At 55.9% G+C, this 23320-nt stretch carries 22 protein-coding genes; 18 read left to right on the forward strand and 4 right to left on the reverse strand.

The window, feature by feature from the left end:
* Positions 1 to 203: 203 nt before the first annotated feature.
* From hemB to FJ695_RS21440, 4 genes are all read left to right on the forward strand, one after another.
* A complete protein-coding gene (gene hemB, locus FJ695_RS21425; protein WP_141188863.1) occupies positions 204 to 1199 on the forward strand; it encodes a porphobilinogen synthase in 996 nt (331 codons plus the stop codon).
* 553 nt (positions 1200 to 1752) lie between these two features.
* The gene (locus FJ695_RS21430; protein WP_141187334.1) at positions 1753 to 2271 is read left to right on the forward strand and encodes an RDD family protein; all 519 of its coding nucleotides are present in this window, start codon (positions 1753 to 1755) and stop codon (positions 2269 to 2271) included.
* A 157-nt stretch (positions 2272 to 2428) separates the two neighbouring features.
* On the forward strand, positions 2429 to 4267 hold the full coding sequence (locus FJ695_RS21435) for an SLC13 family permease (RefSeq protein ID WP_141187335.1): 1839 nt from the start codon (positions 2429 to 2431) through the stop codon (positions 4265 to 4267).
* 28 nt (positions 4268 to 4295) lie between these two features.
* On the forward strand, positions 4296 to 5066 hold the full coding sequence (locus FJ695_RS21440; protein ID WP_141187336.1) for an arginyltransferase: 771 nt from the start codon (positions 4296 to 4298) through the stop codon (positions 5064 to 5066).
* Between the two features lie 14 nt (positions 5067 to 5080).
* Here the strand turns inward: FJ695_RS21440 and FJ695_RS21445 are convergent, their stop codons facing one another.
* Together FJ695_RS21445 and FJ695_RS21450 are read right to left on the reverse strand one after the other, a co-directional pair.
* On the reverse strand, positions 5081 to 5740 hold the full coding sequence (locus FJ695_RS21445) for a uracil-DNA glycosylase (protein ID WP_141187337.1): 660 nt from the start codon (positions 5738 to 5740) through the stop codon (positions 5081 to 5083).
* Between the two features lie 10 nt (positions 5741 to 5750).
* Positions 5751 to 6344: an NYN domain-containing protein gene (locus FJ695_RS21450; RefSeq protein WP_141187338.1), complete on the reverse strand. Its 594-nt coding sequence runs from the start codon at positions 6342 to 6344 to the stop codon at positions 5751 to 5753.
* Positions 6345 to 6729: 385 nt separating this feature from the next.
* Here FJ695_RS21450 and rpoZ point away from each other — a divergent pair, with 385 nt between their 5' ends.
* From rpoZ to recO, 10 genes are all read left to right on the forward strand, one after another.
* Complete coding sequence (gene rpoZ / locus FJ695_RS21455) at positions 6730 to 7131, forward strand: DNA-directed RNA polymerase subunit omega (protein ID WP_141187339.1); 402 nt, start codon at positions 6730 to 6732, stop codon at positions 7129 to 7131.
* A gap of 102 nt (positions 7132 to 7233) precedes the next feature.
* Entirely contained in the window at positions 7234 to 9474 is a 2241-nt protein-coding gene (locus FJ695_RS21460) for a bifunctional (p)ppGpp synthetase/guanosine-3',5'-bis(diphosphate) 3'-pyrophosphohydrolase (protein WP_141187340.1), read from the forward strand.
* A gap of 32 nt (positions 9475 to 9506) precedes the next feature.
* Positions 9507 to 10088: an orotate phosphoribosyltransferase gene (pyrE, locus tag FJ695_RS21465; RefSeq protein ID WP_141187341.1), complete on the forward strand. Its 582-nt coding sequence runs from the start codon at positions 9507 to 9509 to the stop codon at positions 10086 to 10088.
* Between the two features lie 37 nt (positions 10089 to 10125).
* Positions 10126 to 10728 carry a DUF2062 domain-containing protein gene (locus tag FJ695_RS21470; protein WP_141187342.1) on the forward strand — a complete coding sequence of 201 codons (603 nt, stop codon included), beginning with the start codon at positions 10126 to 10128 and terminating at the stop codon, positions 10726 to 10728.
* A 54-nt stretch (positions 10729 to 10782) separates the two neighbouring features.
* Positions 10783 to 11214 (forward strand): holo-ACP synthase, encoded by a 432-nt coding sequence (gene acpS, locus FJ695_RS21475; RefSeq protein ID WP_141187343.1) that lies wholly within the window; start codon positions 10783 to 10785, stop codon positions 11212 to 11214.
* 85 nt (positions 11215 to 11299) lie between these two features.
* On the forward strand, positions 11300 to 12052 hold the full coding sequence (lepB, locus tag FJ695_RS21480; protein ID WP_141187344.1) for a signal peptidase I: 753 nt from the start codon (positions 11300 to 11302) through the stop codon (positions 12050 to 12052).
* 256 nt (positions 12053 to 12308) lie between these two features.
* A complete protein-coding gene (lepB, locus tag FJ695_RS21485; RefSeq protein WP_141187345.1) occupies positions 12309 to 13061 on the forward strand; it encodes a signal peptidase I in 753 nt (250 codons plus the stop codon).
* Positions 13062 to 13126: 65 nt separating this feature from the next.
* Positions 13127 to 13834: a ribonuclease III gene (rnc, locus tag FJ695_RS21490; protein ID WP_141187346.1), complete on the forward strand. Its 708-nt coding sequence runs from the start codon at positions 13127 to 13129 to the stop codon at positions 13832 to 13834.
* A 123-nt stretch (positions 13835 to 13957) separates the two neighbouring features.
* Positions 13958 to 14857, forward strand: coding sequence for a GTPase Era (gene era / locus FJ695_RS21495; RefSeq protein ID WP_168206551.1), 900 nt, complete (start codon positions 13958 to 13960; stop codon positions 14855 to 14857).
* A gap of 59 nt (positions 14858 to 14916) precedes the next feature.
* The gene (gene recO / locus FJ695_RS21500) at positions 14917 to 15672 is read left to right on the forward strand and encodes a DNA repair protein RecO (protein ID WP_141187348.1); all 756 of its coding nucleotides are present in this window, start codon (positions 14917 to 14919) and stop codon (positions 15670 to 15672) included.
* 13 nt (positions 15673 to 15685) lie between these two features.
* On the opposite strand, the gene FJ695_RS21505 is transcribed toward recO, so the two are convergent.
* Positions 15686 to 17734 carry a bifunctional diguanylate cyclase/phosphodiesterase gene (locus FJ695_RS21505; protein WP_141187349.1) on the reverse strand — a complete coding sequence of 683 codons (2049 nt, stop codon included), beginning with the start codon at positions 17732 to 17734 and terminating at the stop codon, positions 15686 to 15688.
* Between the two features lie 293 nt (positions 17735 to 18027).
* Here FJ695_RS21505 and parC point away from each other — a divergent pair, with 293 nt between their 5' ends.
* Positions 18028 to 20280: a DNA topoisomerase IV subunit A gene (gene parC / locus FJ695_RS21510; RefSeq protein ID WP_141187350.1), complete on the forward strand. Its 2253-nt coding sequence runs from the start codon at positions 18028 to 18030 to the stop codon at positions 20278 to 20280.
* On the opposite strand, the gene FJ695_RS21515 is transcribed toward parC, so the two are convergent.
* On the reverse strand, positions 20277 to 21176 hold the full coding sequence (locus FJ695_RS21515; protein ID WP_141187351.1) for an AraC family transcriptional regulator: 900 nt from the start codon (positions 21174 to 21176) through the stop codon (positions 20277 to 20279). The genes parC and FJ695_RS21515 overlap by 4 nt on opposite strands.
* Between FJ695_RS21515 and FJ695_RS21520 the strand changes: the two genes are divergently transcribed.
* The 3 genes from FJ695_RS21520 (at position 21175) to FJ695_RS21530 (ending at position 23301) form a co-directional block, all read left to right on the forward strand.
* Complete coding sequence (locus FJ695_RS21520; protein ID WP_141187352.1) at positions 21175 to 21582, forward strand: DUF2000 family protein; 408 nt, start codon at positions 21175 to 21177, stop codon at positions 21580 to 21582. The genes FJ695_RS21515 and FJ695_RS21520 overlap by 2 nt on opposite strands.
* A gap of 106 nt (positions 21583 to 21688) precedes the next feature.
* Entirely contained in the window at positions 21689 to 22852 is a 1164-nt protein-coding gene (locus FJ695_RS21525; protein ID WP_247653702.1) for an iron-containing alcohol dehydrogenase, read from the forward strand.
* Complete coding sequence (locus tag FJ695_RS21530; protein WP_141187353.1) at positions 22849 to 23301, forward strand: thioesterase family protein; 453 nt, start codon at positions 22849 to 22851, stop codon at positions 23299 to 23301. Before FJ695_RS21525 ends, FJ695_RS21530 begins: the two co-directional genes overlap by 4 nt.
* Positions 23302 to 23320 lie beyond the last annotated feature (19 nt).

Below are 23320 nucleotides of genomic sequence, written 5' to 3' on the forward strand. Positions count from 1 at the left end.
CATAAAAACACATTTGACGCAAACGTCAAACAATCTATTTTTCTTTTTTATTTTCAGTTATTTTACAGAATGTTGGACGTCGGAAATCTGCGTGATAATGTGGCACGCATGTCCGGCGGACATTCAATCTGATGTTTCTCACATTCAAACAGGCCCGTTTCATGCCGTCCCACCGTTCCCTTCCGCCCATTACGTCCGATCACATGGATACGCTGCTTGCCGGCACCCGCATGCGCCGCAACCGGCAAACCGATTGGTCCCGCCGCCTGATAAGGGAAAACACCTTGACGGCCGATGATCTAATCTGGCCGATTTTTGTGGTCGACGGCGTAAATGTCCGCCAACCGGTGCCCTCCATGCCGGGCGTGGAACGTCTGTCTGTTGATGAAGCGGTGCGCGACGCCAATTTGGCGGCCGAACTCGGCATCCCGGCGATTGCCATTTTCCCGTACACCGATCCGGATCTACGTGATGACAGCGGGTCGGAAGCGCTGAATCCGGAGAACCTGACTTGTCAGGCCTGCCGGGCGATCAAGAAAGAAGGGCTCAACCTCGGCCTGATGACCGATGTCGCGCTCGACCCCTACACCAGCCACGGCCATGACGGTTTGATGGAAGGTGAGAGCATCTTGAACGACGAGACGGTCGACCAGCTCTGCCGCCAGGCGCTCAACCAGGCCGAAGCCGGAACAGATGTGATTGCCCCGTCCGATATGATGGACGGCCGTATCGGCGCCATTCGTCAGGCGCTGGATTCACAGGATTTCCGCGGCACGCAAATTATGGCCTATTCGGCCAAATACGCCTCTGCCTTCTATGGCCCGTTCCGCGATGCTGTCGGCTCGTCCGGCACCTTGAAAGGCGACAAGCGCACCTATCAGATGGATCCGGCCAACACGGACGAAGCGCTACGGGAGGCCGAGCTGGACATTGCCGAAGGCGCGGACATGATCATGGTGAAACCCGGCATGCCGTATCTCGACATCGTCCGGCGCCTGAAGGACGAGTTCCAGGTTCCGACCTACGCCTATCAGGTGTCCGGCGAATTCGCGATGATCAAGGCGGCCAGCGCCAACGGCTGGCTGGACGAAGACCGCGCCATGCTGGAAAGCCTTCTGGCGTTCAAACGCGCCGGCGCCGACGGAATTCTGACCTATTTTGCGCCAACTGTTGCGAAAATGCTGGCTGGTAAAGACTAACAGCAACGACGTCTGCCGCCCCGGCCTCAGCGCCGGGGCCGACTTCGGGCCGGCACAAGCATCTTCGTTCCTGAGGTCCCGAATCAAGTGCGGGAACAGTGCTTCGACAGCCAGACCATTTCAACACGGTCATCCCCGCCCATGAGCGGGGATCTACTCGCAATGCCACTTGGCGCGGGCTCAGAACGTTTACACAAAGGCTCTGCAAACGAGTGGTTCCCCGGTCTCCGCTGCGCTGCGCCGGGGATGACAGCCGTGGGTTTTGCTGAAGCACAATCCCGTCCGGTATCTTGGTCTATCGTTATATCTACACCCGATTGCCCAGCTCTTATAGAAACGGCTGGGGCAGTGGTCCAATCCTTTCTTTCAAAGTACATCAAACGAACACTACCCCCCCATTCGCCATTCGGGCCCCCTCTTCGGCGAGGGAAAAGTAAATGCAGTCCTCTTCAGCTGCGGTGCCATACAGGGACTGTTTAGATGTCAAAGACAAACATTTGCGTTTCTCTGGTCTCCACCCCATATCAAACTCATCACGAATTGGAGAGCCGCAATGTCTGCTGACACAGCATCAAGTTATTCTTCCAGGCAGGATGCGTTTGACCCGCTGCTGCAGCCGGAGCTGTTTGAAGGCGTGCGCAGCCGGCGGATCTTTGCATTTTTCATTGATGCGTTCGTGATCGCACTTCTGACCATGGGCGCGGCGGTGCTGGTCTTTATCCTCGGCATTTTCACGCTTGGCCTCGGCTTTATCCTCTATGCCATTCTGCCCGCCGGTGTTGCCCTGCTTTATGCGGCGTTCACCCTAGGCGGCCCGGCCGCCGCGACGATCGGCATGCGCGCCATGGGGTTGGAGATGCGGCTTTGGTACGGTTCCAAGCCCTACCCGCTGCTCGCTGCGGTGCATCTCTTGCTCTTCTGGTTTTCGGTTTCGCTGCTGACGCCGTTCGTGCTGCTGGTCTCGTTGTTTTCCGACCGCAAACGCCTGTTGCATGACCTGATCCTTGGAACAGTCGTCATCAATTCTGAATACCACCGGGGCTATGTCCGCGATCATCCGGCAGATAGCTGAAGTCCGCAGACGGTGAAAAATTGATCTTCTTTCAACGCATTGCGTAAAAAATCAGCGGCAAAATCAATGTGAAATGGAAAGGATGGCTCTTCCATAGACGCAGTCGGCTGGTCTAAACTGCCCTAGAGTTTTGGGCAGATTGGTTCTAGGCGGGTGAATGCACTCTATTGATATTGCGATGGTGCTGACCTTTGTGGTCATCGCCGCCACCGTCGTTCTTTATGCGTTAGAGCGGTATCCGATCGAAACGGTTGCCCTCGGCTCCGTCTCCGCCTTCATTGTCTTGTTCACGGTGATCCCGGTCACTCAGAGCGATGGCTCTTTAGTGACAACGTCTGATTTCCTGACCGGCTTTGCCAATCCGGCGCTGATCACGGTCATCTGCTTGCTGATCATTGGACAAGGACTGTTTCAAACTGACGCGTTGGAAGGCCCGGCCAAGGCCATCGTCAAATGGACCCGCGGCAAGTCCCAATGGGCGGTCATTCCGATTCTTCTGGTTGTTGCCGTCCTAAGCGCGTTTTTGAACAATACGCCTGTGGTGGTGATGTTCCTGCCGATCCTGACTGCAGTCGCAGCGTCCGCCGGCCAGTCATCGTCGCAGGTTCTAATGCCCCTGTCGTTCATTGCCATTCTCGGCGGCATGACCACCTTGATCGGATCGTCCACCAACCTTCTGGTTGCCAACTATGCGGCGCAGGTCTCGGATCTAAAGCTGACCTTCTTCAGCTTCACCCCTATTGGTTTGATGGTTGCGGGTGCGGGTGCCCTTTATGTCCTCTTCGTCATGCCGCATCTGATGCGCGCGCGGCAAACCATGGCCGAAGAGTTTCAGGCGACCTCGGGCAAACAGTTCATCGCGCAGATCGAAATCACGTATGGCCATCCATTGGTCGGCATGGAAGCTGTCTCGGGCATGTTCCCGAAACTCAAGGATATGACGGTGCGGCTGGTTCAGCGTGGCCAGCAGCCGCTCCTACCCCCTTTTGAAAACGTTGTCCTTGGCCCAGGGGACACGGTCATCGTGGCAGCCACTCGAAATGCCCTTGCGAATGCGCTGGCCAGCCGGCAACCGCTCATGGAAACCGAAACAGGGGACGGCAACACTCCCGCCCGAGACGTTCCCGCGACACAGGCCGGTTCCGTCAGCCTGGCAGAAGTGGTCGTTGCGCCGGCCTCCCGCCTCATGGGCCGGACCCTACCTCAATCTGGTTTCTACACGGATACCGGCTGCCTGGTGATGGGCATTCAGCGGCGCAGCCGCATGCCGCGCATGGCCATGAACGACATCCGTCTGGAAGCGGGCGATGTGCTTCTGGTTGCTGCATCCGAGGACGAAATCGCCCGCCTGCGTGGCAACCGCGATGTTTTGCTGCTCGACTGGTCGACGGCGGAAGTGCCCCGCCGCCGCTATGCCCCCCGCGCCTTGGCGATTTTTGGCGTTGTTGTCGCGCTCGCCGCCTCCGGCATGGTGCCGATTGTTTCGGCCGCCGTCGGCGGCACCTTCGCGATGATCGCCTCTGGCTGCCTCAACATCCGTCAAGCCATGCGTGCCATCGACAGCCGGATCTTCATGCTGGTCGGCGCCTCCCTTGCCGGCGCGGTCGCGCTGGAAGCCACGGGTGGTGCCTCCGCCATCGCCACCACGCTGGCCAGTCTTTTGGAGGGCAGCCCTCCAGCGGTGGTTCTTTCAGCCCTGTTCTTCATTGTGATGGTTCTGACCAACTTTCTGTCCAACAACGCTGCCGCTGTTTTGTTCACACCGATTGCGATCAACCTTGCAGAGCAGATCGGCCAAAAGCCGGAGGCCTTTGTCGTCTGCTTGATCATCGCGGCAAATACCTCCTTTGCGACCCCGGTCGGGTACCAAACCAACCTGATAGTTATGGGACCAGGACATTACCGTTTTGCTGACTTCCTGCGGGCTGGCGTCCCGCTGGCGCTTGTTTTATGGTTGACCTTCTCTTTAATCGCCCCATGGTATTATGGGCTGTGAGACAAGGTTCGGGCCGCAGGAAACAAAGGTGACACGCCACCCTACAGACCATCCGCAATTCTATCTGACAGCACCGGCGCCCTGCCCCTATTTGGAAGGCTGTCAGGAACGGAAGGTCTTCACGCACCTTGTTGGTCATGGTGCCCCAGCTCTCAATGAGGTCCTGACTCAAGGCGGATTCCGGCGCAGTCAGAACATTGCCTATCGCCCGGCCTGCGAGAACTGCCAGGCCTGCATTTCTGTGCGGGTGCGGGTCGATGACTTCAAATGGACGAAGTCGCTCAAGCGCGTCTGGAAATCCGGCACAGATGTTATTGGCGCCCGTTTGCCAGCCAGCCCATCTGCCGAACAATACGACCTCTTTCGCGATTACCTTCAGGCCCGTCATGAAGACGGCGGCATGACCGACATGAGCATTCTCGATTATGCAATGATGGTCGAGGACACCCATGTGGAAACCATGGTGATCGAATACCGCAAACGCGGTCCGGACACCTTCTTGACAGGTGCCGGTGAAGGCCCCCTTCTCGGCGTCGCACTCAGCGATCAGCTCAGCGATGGGCTGTCGATGGTTTATTCGTTTTACGATCCGGATTTCACCGATACAGCGCTCGGCACGTATATGATCCTGGACCATATCGAGCGTGCGCGGCAACTGAACCTGCCGTATATCTATCTCGGATATTGGGTCGAGGGCTCTGCTAAGATGGCTTATAAGGCCCGGTTCCGGCCACAGGAACATCTTGGACCCAACGGCTGGGCACTGTCAGATGCGCCATCCACGACAGAAACCGACTGAGTAAATCAGGACGTTTACGGGATATCCCTGCGGATCGACGTAAACACGGATCGGAACATCTCTTCCGTCAACCGGCCGGTGTTGGTGTTGTATCTGGAGCAATGGTAGCTGTCGTGCAGCACCAGATCCGTTCCCGGCAATTCGTGGCGGCCATTGTGGGAAAACGGATACTGCGCCCGCTTCAAATCCAAAGCCGTTAAGAAGGTCTCGTGAGCAATCCGCCCGAGCGCCAGAACGGCCCGGATCGAAGGGTTGGCCGCCATGGTCGACAGAAGGTAGGGACGGCACGTTTTAATTTCTGCGCCGGTCGGTTTGTTCTGCGGCGGCAAGCATCGGACTGCGTTGGTGATTAGAGCATCAGTCAGCTCCAACCCGTCATCTGGCCGCGCCTGATATTTGCCTTTGGCAAAGCCGAAATCCAACATGGTGTCATAAAGAAGATCGCCAGCGTAATCGCCGGTAAATGGACGTCCGGTGGCATTGGCACCGCGCATTCCCGGCGCCAAGCCAATGACCAAAAGCCGCGGCTTAGCGGAGGTAAAGGACGGAACCGGGGCGTTGAACCATTCCGGATGCTCAGCCTGCAGGCCTTCACGGAATTCCACCAAACGCGAACACGCCCGGCAATCCAGCGGCGGATCGGCGGGCGTGTTAGTATCGGACTGGATCGGCATCTAACCGCTCTTAGTAGTCATCATCCTCAATGTCGTCATCGTCCATTTCCGGGGTAGCCGGACGTTGCGGACGCTCGGACGGATCACGGCCGATCTTATTGGCAAGGCTTGCAAGATCAATGAAGTGATCGGCTTGCCGGCGGAGGTCGTCTGCGATCATCGGCGGCTGGGTTTTCAGCGTTGAGACGACGCTAACCTTCCGGCCCTTGCGTTGCAGAGCTTCGACCAGCGAGCGGAAATCGCCATCGCCGGAGAACAAAACAACGTGGTCGATAGTATCGACCAGTTCCATTGCATCGACAGCCAGTTCGATATCCATATTGCCCTTGACTTTGCGACGGCCCGCACTGTCGACAAACTCTTTCACAGGCTTGGTAATAACTTTATAGCCATTGTAGTCGAGCCAATCGATCAACGGCCGGATTGAGGAATACTCCTGATCCTCGATCAAAGCCGTATAGTAGTAGGCACGCAACAGATAGGCCTGGCCCTGAAACTCCTTCAACAGCCGCTTGTAGTCGATGTCAAAGCCGATTGCTTTGGCTGTCGAGTACAAATTTGCACCGTCGATGAACAAGGCAACCTTTTCTCGTGCATCAAACATTTTTATTGAAACCCTTCTAAGTGGTATGCGCCGCTTGTTTTGGTCCGCTGAAATAAGGCCCACTTCCCACCATTAAGAGCCTCACGGAAATCAAAACGCACTGGACGCATATGTTATCTGATCATTGCGCCTTCTGGGCTTTGGTACGGATCAGATTATTATTAGTTCTTCCAGCGCACCTCTATGAGATATAGGGCGCCAAGTACTGGCGTACACTATCTCATCTATACGCTGCAACGGCCATGCAATAAGAATGGTGAAAAAACAACCAAAATTTTTGCCAATATTTAGGCACTGCCCCGGAAAAACCACAAGGGGTTGCTTTTTGGTAAGTCGATCACTATACGCTTGAAGTTCTTGTTCCTACAGCTATGGAGACGTCGAAATGGCGCGCGTGACCGTCGAGGACTGCATCGACAAGGTCGAAAACCGGTTTGAGCTGGTGCTGCTTGCTGCGCATCGCGCTCGCATGATTTCCAGCGGATCTCCGCTGACGATCGACCGCGACAACGATAAAAACCCTGTCGTCGCCTTGCGTGAAATCGCCGAGCAGACCGTCAGCCCGGAAGACATGAAAGAAGACCTGATTCATTCGCTTCAGAAGTTTGTTGAAGTGGATGAACCGGAAGCAGAAGCCGTGCCGGTTGTCGCGGTTCCTGGCCAGCATCAGGTCACTCAGGTCAATACCGTGGACGACAGTGCCGTCGAGTTTGACCGCATGTCTGAAGAAGACCTGCTGCGCGGCCTGGAAGGCCTGGTTCCGCCAGAGCGGACCGACGACGTTTAAGCAGTTTCATTGGCCGGAGCGTTGCCGGACTGACCCGGCGCTCCGGTCGAGTTTTCTCTGATCCGCCCTATTGCCTGGCGGTTGCATGGGTCAGTCTCGGCCATGATGCGTCAATACGAATTGGTTGAGCGGGTTACCCGCTATAACCCTGAAGCCGATGAAGCCTTGCTCAACAAGGCCTATGTCTATGCCATGCAAAAACATGGCTCGCAGACACGGGCGTCTGGCGACCCCTATTTCTCCCATCCTCTTGAAGTGGCTGCGATCTTAACCGATCTGCGGCTGGATGATGCGACCATTGCGGTTGCTCTTTTGCACGACACGATTGAGGACACAGACGCGACCCGCGCCGAGATCGATTCTCTCTTTGGCGAAGAAATCGGCAAACTGGTCGATGGGCTCACCAAGATTAGCCGGTTGGATCTGGTCTCACGTAAAGCCAAGCAGGCAGAAAATTTCCGCAAGCTGCTGCTCGCCATTGCCGATGATGTGCGCGTTCTTTTGGTCAAACTGGCCGACCGCCTGCACAACATGCGCACGCTTCATCACATGCCGGAGCACAAACGCGGCCGGATCGCAGAAGAAACCATGGAGATCTATGCGCCGCTGGCCGGACGTATGGGCATGCATGACCTGCGTGAGGAACTGGAAGATATCTCCTTCCAAACACTCAATCTGGAAGCTTACGAGACCATCACCGAGCGGTTGGCGGATCTCAGAGAGCGCAACCGGGATCTGATCCTGGACATTGAAACCACCTTGACCGAACGCCTGTCGGAACGCGGCATGGCGGCCCTGGTTAAAGGGCGGGAAAAACGCCCCTATTCCATCTTCCGAAAGATGCAGCGCAAGGCCATCGGTTTTGAGCAATTGTCCGATATCTATGGTTTCCGGGTGACGGTCGGCACCATGGAAGCCTGCTACCGGGTTCTGGGTGTCATCCATACGACTTGGCCAACGGTGCCAGGACGCTTCAAAGATTACATCTCTACGCCCAAGCAAAACGACTACCGGTCTTTGCACACAACGATCGTCGGGCCGTCCCGCCAGCGTGTCGAACTGCAGATCCGCACTGTCAACATGGACCGGGTCGCCGAATATGGCATTGCCGCTCACGCCCTTTATAAGGACGGCGAATATGGCGGCCGGAACATTGCCAATCATACAGAAGATTGCCGGGCTTTTGAGTGGCTACGGCGTACAACAGAGCTTTTGGCCCAAGGCGATACGCCGGAAGAGTTCCTGGAAAACACCAAGCTGGAACTGTTCCACGATCAGGTGTTCTGCTTCACACCGAAAGGCCGTTTGATTGCGCTGCCACGCGGCGCGACCCCAATCGATTTCGCCTATGCTGTCCACACTGACATCGGCAACACCTGCGTCGGCTGTAAGGTCAACGGCAAGATCATGCCGCTGGTCACAGAACTGCACAACGGCGATGAAGTGGATGTGATCCGCTCGCAGGCCCAAACACCGCCACCGGCATGGGAAGCCATTGCGGTCACGGGTAAGGCGCGCGCCGCCATCCGCCGGGCGACCCGCGAATCTGTCCGCAAACAATATGGGGCCCTCGGCGAACATATTCTGAAGCGCGCTTTTGCGCGGGCAGACAAAGCCTATTCGGAAGACCTTCTGGAAGCCGTTCTCGGGGAACACCATCAAAACAGTGTCGCTGATCTTTTAGCGGCGGTCGGCCGCGGGGATTTGAGCGCACAAACCATTTTGAAATCCGCTCACCCGGATTATCAGGATGAACGGGTTGCGATTTTAGGCCCGCCTTCCGGCGAAGGCTGGTTCGACCTCAAACAAGGGCACGGTTTGAAGTTTCGCATTCCTCCAACTGGTCTTGCAGATGGTTCTGAGGAAGATGGGGAAGCCTGGACGGACGGCAGCGCGTTGCCAATCCGCGGCCTCTCCGGTGACATACCCGTGAGCTTTGCACCTAATGGCGGTGCCGTTCCTGGCGACCGGATTGTAGGTATCTTGAACCCGTCCGGCGGGGTGACCATTTACCCGATACAATCGCCGGCCTTGAAGGAATTCGACGACGAGACCGAGCGCTGGGTCGACGTGCGGTGGGATATCGATGTCAACAATCCTGAGCGTTTCCCGGCGCGCCTGGAGATCTCGGCGGCCAACGAACCCGGATCTCTTGCCACGATCGCACAAATAATCGGTGAGAACAGCGGCAATATTGACAATGTCAAAATGGCACAGCGGGCGCCGGACTTCCACCAAATGATTATTGATTTGGAAGTCTGGGACCTTAAACACTTGAACCGCATCATCAACCAGCTGCGCTCAAAACCAAATGTTTCTAGTGTAAGCCGCGTTAACGGCTAACCGGACCCTAAAAGTCAAAAGGACTAAATTTTATGACACGTGACGAGGTTTTGTCAGTCTTCCGCGAGGCGGGCGCTATGCTGGAAGGCCATTTTATTTTGACCTCAGGTCTGCGCAGCCCGATCTTTCTGCAAAAGGCGCGCGTGTTCATGTATCCGGACAAAACCGAGACTCTTTGCAAGGCGCTTGCAGATAAAGTCAAGGCATCCGGTCTTGGCGACATCGACTATGTTGTCTCTCCGGCCCTGGGAGGTCTCATTCCCGGATATGAGACGGCACGCCACCTAGGCATTCCCGCTATGTGGGTTGAGCGCGAAGATGGTGAGTTCCGGTTGCGCCGCTTCGAGATGCCGGAAGGCGCCCGTGTCATCATCGTTGAGGATATCGTCACAACAGGTCTTTCCTGTCGCGAAACGGTAACTTCTCTGAAAGCACTTGGTGCTGAAGTCTTGGCAGTCGCCTGCTTGATCGACCGGTCCGGCGGGGAAGCTGATGCTGGTGTTCCAGTAATAGCGTTAGCCGATTACAAAGTACCGGCCTATGAACCGGACAAATTGCCACCCGAACTTGCGGCCATTCCAGCTGTCAAACCGGGAAGCCGCGGACTGGCCTGATCCGGTCCTTCAGATTTGGGAGAGAGACAGCCGACTGATGCTGTTCCGCCGCAGAAATAGACCGACACAGATCGAGCGCTTGCGTGTTGCCGTTTGGCCGCGCCACAGCTGGGCGCGCTCGACCCGCTATTTCGGCAAGCGTGTTCTGCGATTGACGGCCACACCGCATGCCATTGCCATCGGGTTTGCGGCAGGTGCCTTCGCCTCCTTTACGCCTCTGATTGGCTTTCACTTTCTGACTGCTTTTGCGCTTGCCTGGATCCTGCGCGGCAATCTGATTGCGTCAGCCCTTGGAACCTCCATCGGCAATCCACTGACCTTTCCGTTTATCTGGGCGTTTACATACAAGATCGGCCAATGGGTGCTCTATGGCCAGGCACCGGACACTGACCCGCATGCCGTTCACGCCCAATTCCAAAGCAGCCTGTTTGAAAAATCTCTCGATTCGCTGCTGCCGATGGTCAAGCCAATGTTCATTGGCGCTGTGCCGCTCGGATTAACCGTCGCGACCGTCTCCTATTTCATCGTCTATAAAAGCGTCGAGGTGTATCAACGCCGCCGCCGCACCACGATTGAGACAAATGGCAAACGGTTGTTTCCAGCGCCTGGACGTGCCTATGACGACGAAACTGGCAACTAACCACTTTCCACCCTACATAAATGGTCCGAAACCGTAGGATTGGACGAACCGAACATGATTTTGGGCATCGGCAGCGACCTGATCGACATCCGCCGGATCGAAAAAACCCTTGAGCGTTTCGGTGAACGCTTCACAAACCGGGTTTACACCGAGGTTGAACGGGCGAAATCAGATAAGCGCGCACAGCGGGCGGCCTCTTATGCCAAGCGTTTTGCGGCCAAAGAAGCTTGTTCAAAAGCGCTTGGCAGCGGCATCCGTATGGGTGTGGCCTGGCGGGAAATGGGCGTTGTAAACCTGCCCTCCGGCAAACCAACGATGAACCTTACGGGCGGTGCAGCGGAGCGTTTGAACGCCATGGTGCCCGATGGTTTCCGCGCAACAATCGATCTGACAATCACCGATGACTTTCCGCTGGCGCAAGCTTTCGTCGTCATTTCAGCTTGGCCAAAGGACTGGCCAGAGCCGAATTCTTCAGTGTCTCTCTAACACCGGCCTTGTTTTTCTATAGCAAGTCTCAGGCAAAAATTGGGGTCACAATAGAGTTGTAAGCACCAATTTCGTTAGGACCAGCATGAACTTATCAGGGTCTGACAGTAGCAAGACGAGCAATTTTTCAGAGACGGCGAAGATAATCCTTCAGGCTCTGCTCATTGCCTTGGCGATTCGCACATTCCTGTTCCAGCCGTTTGTGATTCCATCAGGATCAATGAAGAACACGTTGCTGGTTGGCGATTATCTGTTTGTTTCCAAATACAGCTATGGATATTCACGTTACTCATTCCCCTTCGGCTTAGCACCGTTTTCCGGACGGATATGGGGCTCAAAACCGGAACGTGGCGACATTGCAGTTTTCAAACGGTCCACTGATGCGTCCACAGACTACATTAAACGTGTCATCGGATTGCCCGGCGATACGATTCAAATGGTTGACGGCATTCTTCACATTAACGGGGAAGCGGTGGAACGCGAACGCATCACCGACTTCATAGACCAAGGTCCATTTGGAAACGTCAGGCATGTACCACGCTACCGTGAAACGCTGCCCAACGGGGTCAGCTACGACACCCTCGACATGACACCTGTCGGCCAGCTGGACAACACGCGCAGACATGTTGTTCCAGATGGGCACTATTTCATGATGGGTGACAACAGAGACGTTTCCCATGACAGTCGAGTGTTTTCAGATTTCGGGGTGATTCCTCTGGCAAATTTCATTGGCCGCGCGGAAGTCCTATTCTTCTCAATAGATAAAGACACACCGGCCTGGCAGGTCTGGACTTGGCCTTGGACCGTTAAATGGAACCGGATAGGAAAGGTTCTTTGACTGTTTGGCCTGTTCTCCTGCTTTCGGCCTGCGCTAATTGTCCGCGTATCAGCATAAATTGATATGCTTCATCGGCTTTTGACTATCTGCGCAATAAAGGCTTGGCGAACAATCGGTAGCAACAGCCATCAACAGTTCTTCCAAACCCGGAAGAAGACATACAAACGCGTGCATTGCACCTGCCCGCCCGAAAGGCTAAGAGTGGCCCGTATCCAGCCGCCGGACCCGGCGGATTCTACAATTTTTTAGGGACAGCATGAGCGTGACCGAAAACGGAAAAGACAAGGAAAGTGGCCTTTACGAGACAGTTAAGGTCATTATCCAGGCACTTCTGATCGCTCTTGTGGTCCGGACATTCCTGTTCCAACCCTTCAACATTCCATCCGGATCGATGAAGGATACGCTGCTGATCGGCGACTATCTGTTTGTGTCGAAATACAGCTACGGCTATTCGCGATATTCCTTCCCGTTTGGATTGGCACCTATTTCCGGCCGGATCTGGGAAGCTGAACCGCAGCGCGGCGATATTGCCGTCTTCAAACTGCCGACTGACACCTCCATCGACTACATCAAACGGGTGATTGGCCTGCCGGGCGACACCATCCAGATGATCGACGGCGTGGTTCATATCAATGGCGAAGCCGTCGCGCGCGAACAGATCGATGACTATATCGAACAATCACCTTCCGGGGCTGTCCGCCGTGTGCCCCGCTACCGGGAAACGCTTCCCAATGGGGTCAGCTACGAAACGCTCGACCTGACCAATCGCGGCCAACTGGACAACACCCGGGAATATAAGGTCCCGGAAGGCCATTATTTCATGATGGGCGACAACCGGGACAATTCCATCGACAGCCGCGTGCTGAGCCGCGTTGGTTACGTCCCGTATGAGAATTTCATTGGCCGCGCTGAGGTCCTGTTCTTCTCCATAGGAGATGGCACACCAGCCTGGCAAATCTGGACGTGGCCTTGGACCGTGCGCTGGAGCCGGATCGGCCGCGGGCTCTAAGCCAGGTTTAAGTCCTCACACTTTCGGACAGGCAGCGTCCGCTGTATGCAGACGGGCCTCAAAAGATGACAAAAGAAAAAAAGCAAAATCCGATCGCAGCGCTGAAGGCAGCGCTGCAACATGACTTTAACGACCTGGAGCTGCTCCGGGTTGCGTTGACGCACGCCAGCGCCTTGGATCCGGCTGATACCGTGACCGGCAGCTACCAGCGGCTGGAATTCCTGGGCGACCGGGTCTTGGGGCTTGTGGTGGCATCCATGCTGCATCACCATTTCCCCAAAGCCGATGAAGGGGAGCTCGCCCGCCGCTTCAATCATATGGTCAAACGGGAAACCTGCGCGGAAATCGCAGCGGAACTCGGTGTCGGCGATGCCATGCGCATTGGCCAGGCCGAAGCCCAAACGGGAGGGCGCCAAAAGACCGCCCTCCTGGCGGACATTTGCGAAGCACTGATCGCCGCGATTTACCTCGATGGCGGATTTGACGCTGCAGACAACTTCGTCCGGCGCCTTTGGGAGCCGCGTATGTTATCGTGGACCGGACCCTTGCGAGACGCCAAGACTACGCTGCAGGAATGGGCCCAGTCGAAGAGCCTGCCGACGCCGCGATATGAGGTCAGCGGACGGGAAGGCCCCGACCATGCCCCGAGTTTTACGGTCGCGGTACTGGTTCAGGGGCTGAAGAACGGTGAAGGCAAAGGCGGATCGAAACGGATCGCCGAACAGAACGCCGCCGAAGCGGTGCTGCGCCGGGAAGGCGTTTGGAAGGACTAAGAAACTTTGAGCGACGACACCTCGAACGAACCGGACGACTTTGACGTAGATTGCGAGGACGGCACCGAGTTCGTGCCGCTGCAAGGCCGGTTTGACATTCCCCTACCCGATCCGCTCGGCGCCATGCCGTCCGACACCAAGGCCGGTTTTGTCGCGTTGATCGGTGCGCCCAATGCCGGCAAATCGACGCTGATCAACCAGCTGGTCGGCACCAAGGTCTCCATTGTCACTCACAAGGTGCAAACCACCCGCGCCATCGTACGCGGTGTGGCCATGAACGGCACGGCCCAGATTGTCTTCATCGACACCCCTGGGATATTCAAGCCCAAACGGCGGCTCGACCGGGCGATGGTCGATACGGCCTGGGGCGGTGCGCGCGATGCCGATGTCATCGCCCTTTTGATCGATGCCCGCAAAGGCATCGATGAGGAGGTGGAATCCATCCTCAAACGCCTCAAAGGGCAATCGGCACCAAAAGTCCTGATCCTGAACAAGACCGATGTGGCCAACCGCGAAAAACTCTTAAAAATTGCGCAAGCGGCCAACGAACACATTGAGTTTGAAGAAACATTCATGATCTCCGCACTGACCGGTGACGGCACGCAGGCGATCCTGGACTATTTCTCAACCAAAATCCCGGAAGGCCCCTGGCTTTATCCGGAAGACCAGCCGTCTGATCTGCCTTTGCGTATTCTGGCCGCTGAAATCACACGGGAAAAACTGTTCGAGCGCCTGCACCAGGAACTGCCTTATATCTCCACGGTCGAAACCGAACGCTGGGAAACCAAGAAAGACGGCTCGGCCAGGATCGAACAGACGATCTATGTGGAGCGGGACAGCCAGAAGAGCATCGTGCTAGGCAAGAAGGGCCAGACGATCAAACAGATATCTCAGGCATCGCGCAGCGAGATTTCCGAAATCATCGAAGCCCCCGTGCACTTGTTCCTGTTCGTCAAGGTCCGTGAGAATTGGGCCAATGACCCGGAACGCTACCGGGAAATGGGCCTGGAATTTCCAAAATAATTTGCCGATCGATCCGAATCCGGCACATTCTGGCGCCGACCTTAGCGAAGGATCCACCGGTGGAATGGAGCGGACATGGGGTGGTTTTAACCACCCGCAAACACGGCGAAAACGATGTTATTTTGGAAGTGATGACCGCCGAGCGTGGCCGTCACCTCGGCCTTGTGCGCGGCGGCCGTTCAAAACGGCACCGGCCTGCGCTGCAGCCTGGCAATGAACTTGACTTGACCTGGAAAGCGCGGCTTTCCGACCATCTCGGCCAATTCCAGATCGAACCCGTGACAGCGCGTGCGGCTGATCTGATGGCTAGCAGCATTGGTCTTGCCGCCGTTCAGCATCTAGCCTCTCTCGTCCGTCTTCTTCCGGAACGTCATCCCTACCCGCGGATCTATTCAGCGCTCAACGTGGTCCTCGATCATCTAGACGCAGCAGATGCCGCCGCAGCGCTCGTCATCCGGTTTGAGCTGGAACTCCTGCAAGAGCTCGGCGCTGGACTCGACCTGGCCTCTTGTGCCGCCACAGGCACAGAAGAAGATCTGATCTATGTTTCGCCTCGATCTGCGCGGGCCGTCAGCCGGGATGCAGGCTTGCCGTACCACGACAAACTGTTGCCCCTGCCCGCTTTCTTGCTGGACGGCCAGCGTCAAAAGGGCAGTGAACTCACCTGGACTGACATCACGCAAGGCTTTCAGCTCACAGGCTTTTTTCTCGACCGCCAGCTCAGTGAGCGCAACATCACTGACAACGGCACGCGCACGCTTCTTACCAACGCGCTGGAAAAACGCTACAGATCTGAATTCCCTTGGAATTTCTGACGCTTAGTCTAGATCAGCTGGCTCTTGGAAGCCCGTCGATTGAAGATTCAGCCCGATCCGCAAGTCCTGTTGCAAGCAGTTGAGCCAGTTCTGGGCCGTTGCACGGTTTTGAGAAGAGATAACCTTGGACGAATGATGCACCAAGTTCCTTTAAAACCCGCAGTTCATTTTCAGTCTCAACGCCCTCGACCACGCAGGAGATCCCCATGTCCCGGCTGAGTACCAGCAGCGATTTCACAATGCCGTAGCCAGTGCTTCCCGGGCAAAGACCCGAGACAAAACTGCGGTCGATCTTAATGCAGTCAAGTGGCAAACTGTGCACATGGGACAGGCTGGAATACCCAGTTCCAAAATCATCCAGCGAGATCCGGACACCTGCTTCCTTCAAGGTGTCGAGCGCACGGCGTGTCTCCTTGAAGTCCCACAGAACTGAGGTTTCGGTTACTTCACAGCTCAACCGCTGTGGGTCAATTCCCGATCGTTTGAGTATCCGTAGGAATTCAACGATGAACCCTCTCGAAGACAGATTGGATGCCGACAGGTTGAACGACAATCGCAGGCTTTCCGGCCATGTCTTGGCTTGAGACAGGGCTTTTTCGAACAGATCCAAACTGATATGATTGATCACACCGGATCTTTCGGCGAGCGGGATGAAATCGATAGGCGAGACATGGCCAAGTTGCGGATGATGCCAACGGGCAAGGCACTCGACACCCAGGATCAAATTGCTTCGGATATCGACGATCGGTTGAAAGGCTAGGTGGAGACCAATCCTGGCTTCCTCATCGAGCAACGCTGACAGGATCTCAGTGTCCCGGGACCGCCGGGCATCAAGGCAAGCATCATAAGAAACAGAGGTTCCCTTGCGGTTTTCCCGGGCGGTGGATAGGGCAAAATCGGCTCGTTCAAACAATTCCGTTGCGCTTGTAACAGCACCATTGGAGTGAGCTATCCCGGCGGAATAGTTGGGACGGAACCGCCCCTGTTTGGTTTCAACCGGCATCTCAATCAACCGCTCAAATGCCGCTTTCACCCTTTGATATTTTTCTGGATCGCAGGTGCCGAAGAAGCCGAACTCGTCGCCACCGACACGGCCAACAAACACTCCCTCGATTTCCAGGCCGGCCAACCGGTGGGCAACCTCCTTTAACACCTGATCTCCTGCATCCAGCCCGTAAATCTCAGTGATCGATTTCAGCCCGCCGATGTCGAAGATGCACAGGCCGAAACGCTCTCCTGTTTTATTTGCAGCCCGAAGCGCCCGTTCAAGCTCTTGCCGGAAAAAGCGCTTGTTTGCGACACCAGTCAGATGATCTGTGGTGGCGAGCTGATAATTCAACGCATTGAGCTTCTCGGTTTCCCGATGTTTTTGCTCCAGATAATGGCTTTGCTCCTTGAAGCGCGTGCCGGTCTTGATGAGCGAAATGAAGTCCCGATAGGTGTTCATTTCTATGAGCGCCACTAAGAACGTAACCGACACCCCAAAGAGCGCCATCAACTGATAAGCCGGGTCTCCGTACCAACTGAAGAAAAGTGTGTAGATGCCCGTGCTGGAGACTGCATTGGTGACCGCGATTGAGCGCAAATGCGTCAGGCTGAACAAGGCGCTCAAGTTACCAACGAGGATCGTCAGAAAAATCTGAACCTGCGAAAACGCAGTACCATAAGAAAACAGGACAAGAGCCCAGATTGTAAAAATCGAGGGAGCCAGGGCTGCGATGATCTGGGTCCGCTTCCGCCAAACAATCAATGCCTCCAAAGTTCTAGGAGGCGACTCTGGTTTGAACCGAAGACGGCGAATGCGGCAATAGGACCAGGCGGTTGTGCAAATCGGATAGATCAGAACCAGCCAAAGCGGCGCGTAACTTATCTGCGTGACCGCTATGGTCCAGGCGCAAATGAAACGGATTATGTAGAGATATGGGGCCTGGCGCCGCGTCGATTCATACTGCGCCTTTGCAACTTCAATGTCCTGGCTATCATCCAGCAACCAAATGGACAGTGCGGACTTTAATCCAGAAAAAGGACCATAAACTCTGTTCATATCGGTAATGGTCGACAATCCTGCTCGTTATACTTCGGGCAACTTCTCAAACACCCTCGATCCAAGGTGTTAAAAACACCATAATGCGTTTTTATTGTTATTTTTACGGTAAAAAAACAACTAATAGTCGCATCCAAAACCAAAACACCAACACGGACAACGACGATCACCATATGCGTTCGCACATCCTCCCAACACGCAGCGACTGTTGCCTGTGCATGATGCTGAAATCCGTTGAAAATCTGCCGTTTTTGCGCGGATAAGCGTCCCGGTTGATTGAACTCATTCGCCGAACCCGGTAGCAAGCAAGTATGGGAAAAGAAGTCACACCACCGCCAAGCGGCACTGAAGGCATAAATCTGAAGGATGCGCTGGAAGAGCGTTATCTCGCCTATGCTCTCTCGACCATCATGCACCGGGCCCTGCCCGACGTGCGCGATGGTCTGAAACCGGTGCACCGGCGCCTTCTCTACGCCATGCGCCTACTCAAGTTGGATCCTGGCCAGGGTTTCAAGAAATGCGCCCGTGTTGTTGGTGATGTGATCGGTAAATATCACCCGCATGGCGACCAGGCAGTCTATGACGCGCTTGTCCGCTTGGCGCAGGATTTTGCGCAGCGCTACCCGCTGATCGACGGCCAGGGCAACTTCGGCAATATCGATGGCGATAACGCGGCGGCGATGCGGTACACCGAAGCGCGCATGACCGACACGGCCAAGCGTCTGCTGGATGGTCTCGATGAGAACGCAGTCGACTGGCGCGAGACTTATGACGGTGAAGACCGCGAACCGATCGTCCTTCCCGGCGGGTTCCCGAACCTTCTTGGCAACGGCTCGTCCGGCATTGCTGTGGGCATGGCGACTTCCATTCCGCCGCACAACGCCTTTGAGCTGTGCAACGCCTGCCAGCACTTGATCAAGAACCCCGACGCCGAAGTCGATGAGCTCCTGGAGCACATCAAGGGCCCGGATTTCCCGACCGGCGGCTTGCTTGTCTCCGACCAAGGCTCGATCCGCGAAGCCTATGCGACGGGGCGCGGCAGTTTCCGTGTCCGCGCGCGCTGGGAAGTGGAAGAACTTAGCCGCGGTCAGTGGGCGATTGTCGTCACCGAAATCCCCTATCAAGTCCAGAAATCACGCTTGATTGAAAAGATCGCCGAGCTTTTGACAGCACGCAAGCTGCCGCTGCTTGATGACGTGCGTGATGAATCGGCTGAAGACCTCCGCATCGTTCTGGTGCCGCGGTCCAAGAACGTCGATGCCAACTTGCTAATGGAATCCCTGTTCAAGCTGACGGATCTGGAAAACCGGTTCTCGCTGAACATGAACGTTCTGTCCATGGGCAAGGTGCCGATGGTGATGGGCGTCAAGCAAGTTCTGCGCGAATGGCTCGATCACCGCAAGGTGGTGCTGGTCCGCCGCTCTGAACACCGGCTCGGCCAGATCAACCACCGCCTGGAGGTTCTGGAAGGCTATTTGATCGCCTATCTGAACCTGGATGAAGTCATCCGCATCATCCGCGAAGAGGACGATGCCAAGGCGGAACTGATCCGGACATTTGAGCTGACCGATGTTCAGGCCGAAGCAATCTTGAACATGCGCTTGCGCTCCTTGCGCAAGCTGGAAGAGCTGGAAATCCGCAAGGAACATGACAAGCTCTCGGAAGAAAAAGACGGCCTGACCAAACTGCTTGCGTCCGATGCCCGCCAGTGGACAAAAATTTCCAAGGAAATCGGCGAGATTGCCAAGGTCTATGGCCCGGAAACGGACATTGGGAAACGCCGCACCGATAAGGCGGAAGCGCCGGAAGCAGACCTTGTCGATATCCAGCAGGCGATGATCGAAAAAGAACCGATCACGGTGATCATCTCCGAAAAGGGCTGGATCCGGGCACTCAAAGGCCATCAGGCCGACCTATCAAGCCTGTCATTCAAACAGGGCGACAAGCTGAAACTGTCCTTCCATGCAGAAACCACGGACAAGATCCTGGTGTTCTCCACCGGCGGCAAGTTCTTCACGCTGGGCGCCGACCGCCTGCCGGGCGGGCGCGGGCACGGGGAACCGATCCGTCTCATGGTGGAGATGGACGAGGCCCAAGATGTCGTCAGTGCCTTTGTGCACAAGCCGGGCCGGAACCTGCTGTTAAGCACCAACGAAGCGCGTGGTTTTGTCGTCAGCGAAAACGACGTCATCGCCAACACGCGCAAGGGCAAACAGGTTCTGAACATGACGGCGCCGACCGAAGCGGCGCTGTGCGTCGAAGCGAGCGGCGATCACGTTGCGATCATTGGCGAAAACCGGAAACTCCTGGTGTTCCCGCTGGCCCAAATTGCGCAGATGTCCCGTGGTCGGGGTGTGCGCCTGCAGCGCTACCGTGATGGCAATGTGTCCGACATCCGGGTCTTTGCCGGAGAGACCGGTCTCACCTGGACCGACAGTTCCGGGCGCAGCTTCACCCGTTCACTGGAAGACCTTGCCGAATGGCGCGGTGATCGTGGCCAGGCCGGACGCCTGCCGCCAACCGGTTTCCCGCGGTCGAACAAGTTTGGGCCGAAGACGCTCTAAGTTTGCCTGGCGGCATTCAGGTGCCGCCATTTGCCGGGCGACATTCCGTAAGCGCGTTTGAAATGCCGGCTCATGTGGCTTTGATCGGCAAAACCGGTTGTCACAGCAGCACTCGCGAGGCTTTCGCCACCGGCCAGCTCCTGTTTCACCTGCTCCAGGCGCCGCATCACCAGATATCGGTGCGGGCTTGTTCCAAAGGCCTTGCGGAACTGTCGGGCAAGCGCAAAACGATCCAGGTTCGCGATTTCCTCCAAGTTCCCGGAGACCACCGGATCAGACGCATTTTCCTTCAAGAACTCCGCGCATTTTTTCAAGGCGGGCCAGTCAAGCGAGCGTTTGGAAACACTCTTGTCGTCCGAAAAGCGTTTCAAGCAGGCGGATAGATCGGATAAGAGGCTGCTCACTTTGAGATCGCCCATTTCCTGATCAATGTCGTCCAAAGCTTCGACCAAGCTGCGCTGAAAGGCGGGGTCAGAGAGCACGGGTGTTGGAACATGCGGCAGGGCCGATCCACCCAGCGCCTCTGCAATGTGCTCCGGCGGAATATAGAGCATCCGGTACCTGAGGCCGGTGTCCGTCCCCGCACCACCATCATGCAGTTCATCTGGATGAATGACGATGACTTGGCCGGGTTCAGAGGCCCGTTCTTCACCCCGGTATTTGAATCGCTGAATACCGCTGACGGTCAATCCGATCGCATAGGTGTCATGGCGGTGAAAGGAAAACCCGTTGCCGTGAAACTTGGCTTCGATCCGTTCGATACCCGCCTCAGGCTGGGCTGTGCGGATCTCATCTCGGTCAATATTGCACAAACGTTCAAGATCCTGACCGAGTTCATTTTCTAGACTCCCCGTCAGATCCTGCTTCTGAAATCCCCGTGTGGAGTTTCCATTCATGTTTGATACCAAATTCGTCGTTGTCGTTCGCGAAGACCTTGCCGCCTGGCAAAAGCTGAATGTGACGGCGTTTCTATCCACCGGCGTCACAGCAAGCAAACCAGAGCTGATCGGCGAAACCTATCAAGACGCCGCCGGCAATGTCTACAATCCGATGAGTGTGCAACCGATTATCGTTCTGACCGCCAATGCAGATACGATAAAAAAGATCCATCACCGCACGTTGGACCGCAATGTACCGTCCAGCCTCTATATCGAAGAAATGTTTTCCACCGGCCATGACAGCGCCAACCGCAATGTTTTTGCCAAACATTCTCCAGATGACGCCAAGGTTGTCGGCCTTGCCTTTCACACAGATAAAAAGATCGCCGACAAAATCTCCAAAGGCGCCAAGATGCATGGGTAGGTGCTAATGCCCCCACGTCATATCGATTTGCAGAGGGTTTTCTGACCAATTGCCACTCGACGAATGGTATTGAGGTATGCACACTTGGCAAAAATCGGGAGGGCATATGATCGGGGCATTCACATTCAACACCAGCCAGCGGATTGTTTTTGAAAATGGTGCGGCGGCCAAGCTCGCAGACCACGCAGCGGAATTTCTGGGCAATCGGCCGTTTTTGGTTACAGATCCGGGTATTGTTTCCCTCGGTCTTCACTCTGGATGTGAAACCAGCCTGGTCGATAAAGGCCATACCCTCGGCTGCTACTCAGATGTTGTGGCTGATCCACCGCAAAAACTGATTGATGACGCTGTTTCGGCTGCTGGAGAGCATGGCGCGACGTCCATTATCGGATTTGGCGGCGGCTCCTCTCTGGATGTGGCCAAACTGGTTGCTCTGCTCTTGGGCAGCGGTGAAGATCTGGATGACGCCTGGGGCATCGGCAACGCAAAAGGCCCTCGCCTGCCTTTAATCCTTATTCCAACCACCGCCGGCACCGGATCGGAAGTCACGCCCATCTCGATTATTACGGTCGGCGAAGATGAAAAACGTGGTGTTGTCTCCCCGCTCCTCTTGCCGGATCTTGCTGTTCTCGATCCCTTGTTGACGCTTGGCTTGCCCGCCCATGTCACAGCCGCAACCGGTGTCGATGCCATGGTGCATGCCATTGAGGCCTATGCGTCCAAATCGGCCAACAACAATCCGGTCTCCCGGACGCTGGCAGTCGAAGCTCTGAAGCTTCTCGGCGCGAACATCGAACAGGCGGTCTTTGAGCCTGCGGACGAACAGGCTCGGGGCGGCATGCTGCTCGGCTCCATGCTCGCCGGCATGGCCTTTGCCAATTCACCAGTTGCCGCCGTTCACGCCCTCGCCTACCCGATTGGCGGTACGTTTCATGTGCCGCACGGCCTTTCAAATGCTCTGGTCTTGCCGCATGTTCTTGAGTTCAATAACGCTGTCGCAGCAAAGACTTACGCGGAACTCGCTCCGGTTCTGTTTCCTGATCTGATCGATGTTTCGGATGTTGAAAACCGCGCTGATGCATTCGCCAAACGGCTCGGCGGATTGACACAAAAACTTGGTCTTCAAACCAAATTAAGCGAAGTGGGAATTTCGGCCGAAGATCTTCCCAAAATGGCGGCGGATGCCATGAAACAAACCCGCCTTCTGGTGAACAACCCCCGGGATCTCACCGAGACCGATGCCTTCAATATCTACAAGGCGGCTCTATGACGGCACAAGCCCCTCAGCAAGCCTCCCGCCCGGAGCCGCTCGACCGGTCAGAATTCAAGACATTCCTGGATATCCCCACCCGGTGGATGGATGTGGATATCTATGGACATGTGAATAACGTTCAATACCTGAGTTACTTCGATACGGCGGTGAACAGCTGGTACATAGAGAACGGCCTGCTCGACCCGGCGCGCAGCGAGACCGTCTTTCTGGTTGCCGAAACAAGCTGCAACTATTTTGCCGAACTGTTGTTTCCGAGCGTCGTGTCGGCCGGGCTCAAAATCGAAAAACTCGGCCAAAGCTCAGTGATTTTCAGGGTAGGTTTGTTTTCCGGCAAAGACCAATCGACGGCCGCCCATGGCCGGTTCGTACACATCCATGTGGATCGGCACACCCGGCGCCCTATGCCGATTTCCGGCAGCACCCGGGCGATACTGAGCACGCTTTAGCAGCGTATGACCCAACCCC

The organism is Labrenzia sp. PHM005 (assembly GCF_006517275.1).
GTDB lineage: Bacteria > Pseudomonadota > Alphaproteobacteria > Rhizobiales > Stappiaceae > Roseibium.

Excerpts from the sequence above, each read along its gene's own strand:
- FJ695_RS21445 (WP_141187337.1), bottom strand. The coding sequence starts at position 5,740 with ATGCCGATCCAGTCCGATACTAACACGCCCGCCGATCCGCCGCTGGAT.
- FJ695_RS21450 (WP_141187338.1), bottom strand. The coding sequence starts at position 6,344 with ATGTTTGATGCACGAGAAAAGGTTGCCTTGTTCATCGACGGTGCAAAT.
- pyrE (WP_141187341.1), top strand. The coding sequence starts at position 9,507 with ATGACACGTGACGAGGTTTTGTCAGTCTTCCGCGAGGCGGGCGCTATG.
- FJ695_RS21430 (WP_141187334.1), top strand. The coding sequence starts at position 1,753 with ATGTCTGCTGACACAGCATCAAGTTATTCTTCCAGGCAGGATGCGTTT.
- FJ695_RS21520 (WP_141187352.1), top strand. The coding sequence starts at position 21,175 with ATGTTTGATACCAAATTCGTCGTTGTCGTTCGCGAAGACCTTGCCGCC.
- lepB (WP_141187344.1), top strand. The coding sequence starts at position 11,300 with ATGAACTTATCAGGGTCTGACAGTAGCAAGACGAGCAATTTTTCAGAG.
- FJ695_RS21515 (WP_141187351.1), bottom strand. The coding sequence starts at position 21,176 with ATGAATGGAAACTCCACACGGGGATTTCAGAAGCAGGATCTGACGGGG.
- FJ695_RS21460 (WP_141187340.1), top strand. The coding sequence starts at position 7,234 with ATGATGCGTCAATACGAATTGGTTGAGCGGGTTACCCGCTATAACCCT.
- acpS (WP_141187343.1), top strand. The coding sequence starts at position 10,783 with ATGATTTTGGGCATCGGCAGCGACCTGATCGACATCCGCCGGATCGAA.
- FJ695_RS21470 (WP_141187342.1), top strand. The coding sequence starts at position 10,126 with ATGCTGTTCCGCCGCAGAAATAGACCGACACAGATCGAGCGCTTGCGT.
- era (WP_168206551.1), top strand. The coding sequence starts at position 13,958 with ATGCCGTCCGACACCAAGGCCGGTTTTGTCGCGTTGATCGGTGCGCCC.
- FJ695_RS21525 (WP_247653702.1), top strand. The coding sequence starts at position 21,689 with ATGATCGGGGCATTCACATTCAACACCAGCCAGCGGATTGTTTTTGAA.
- hemB (WP_141188863.1), top strand. The coding sequence starts at position 204 with ATGGATACGCTGCTTGCCGGCACCCGCATGCGCCGCAACCGGCAAACC.
- FJ695_RS21530 (WP_141187353.1), top strand. The coding sequence starts at position 22,849 with ATGACGGCACAAGCCCCTCAGCAAGCCTCCCGCCCGGAGCCGCTCGAC.
- rnc (WP_141187346.1), top strand. The coding sequence starts at position 13,127 with ATGACAAAAGAAAAAAAGCAAAATCCGATCGCAGCGCTGAAGGCAGCG.
- rpoZ (WP_141187339.1), top strand. The coding sequence starts at position 6,730 with ATGGCGCGCGTGACCGTCGAGGACTGCATCGACAAGGTCGAAAACCGG.
- lepB (WP_141187345.1), top strand. The coding sequence starts at position 12,309 with ATGAGCGTGACCGAAAACGGAAAAGACAAGGAAAGTGGCCTTTACGAG.
- FJ695_RS21435 (WP_141187335.1), top strand. The coding sequence starts at position 2,429 with ATGCACTCTATTGATATTGCGATGGTGCTGACCTTTGTGGTCATCGCC.
- parC (WP_141187350.1), top strand. The coding sequence starts at position 18,028 with ATGGGAAAAGAAGTCACACCACCGCCAAGCGGCACTGAAGGCATAAAT.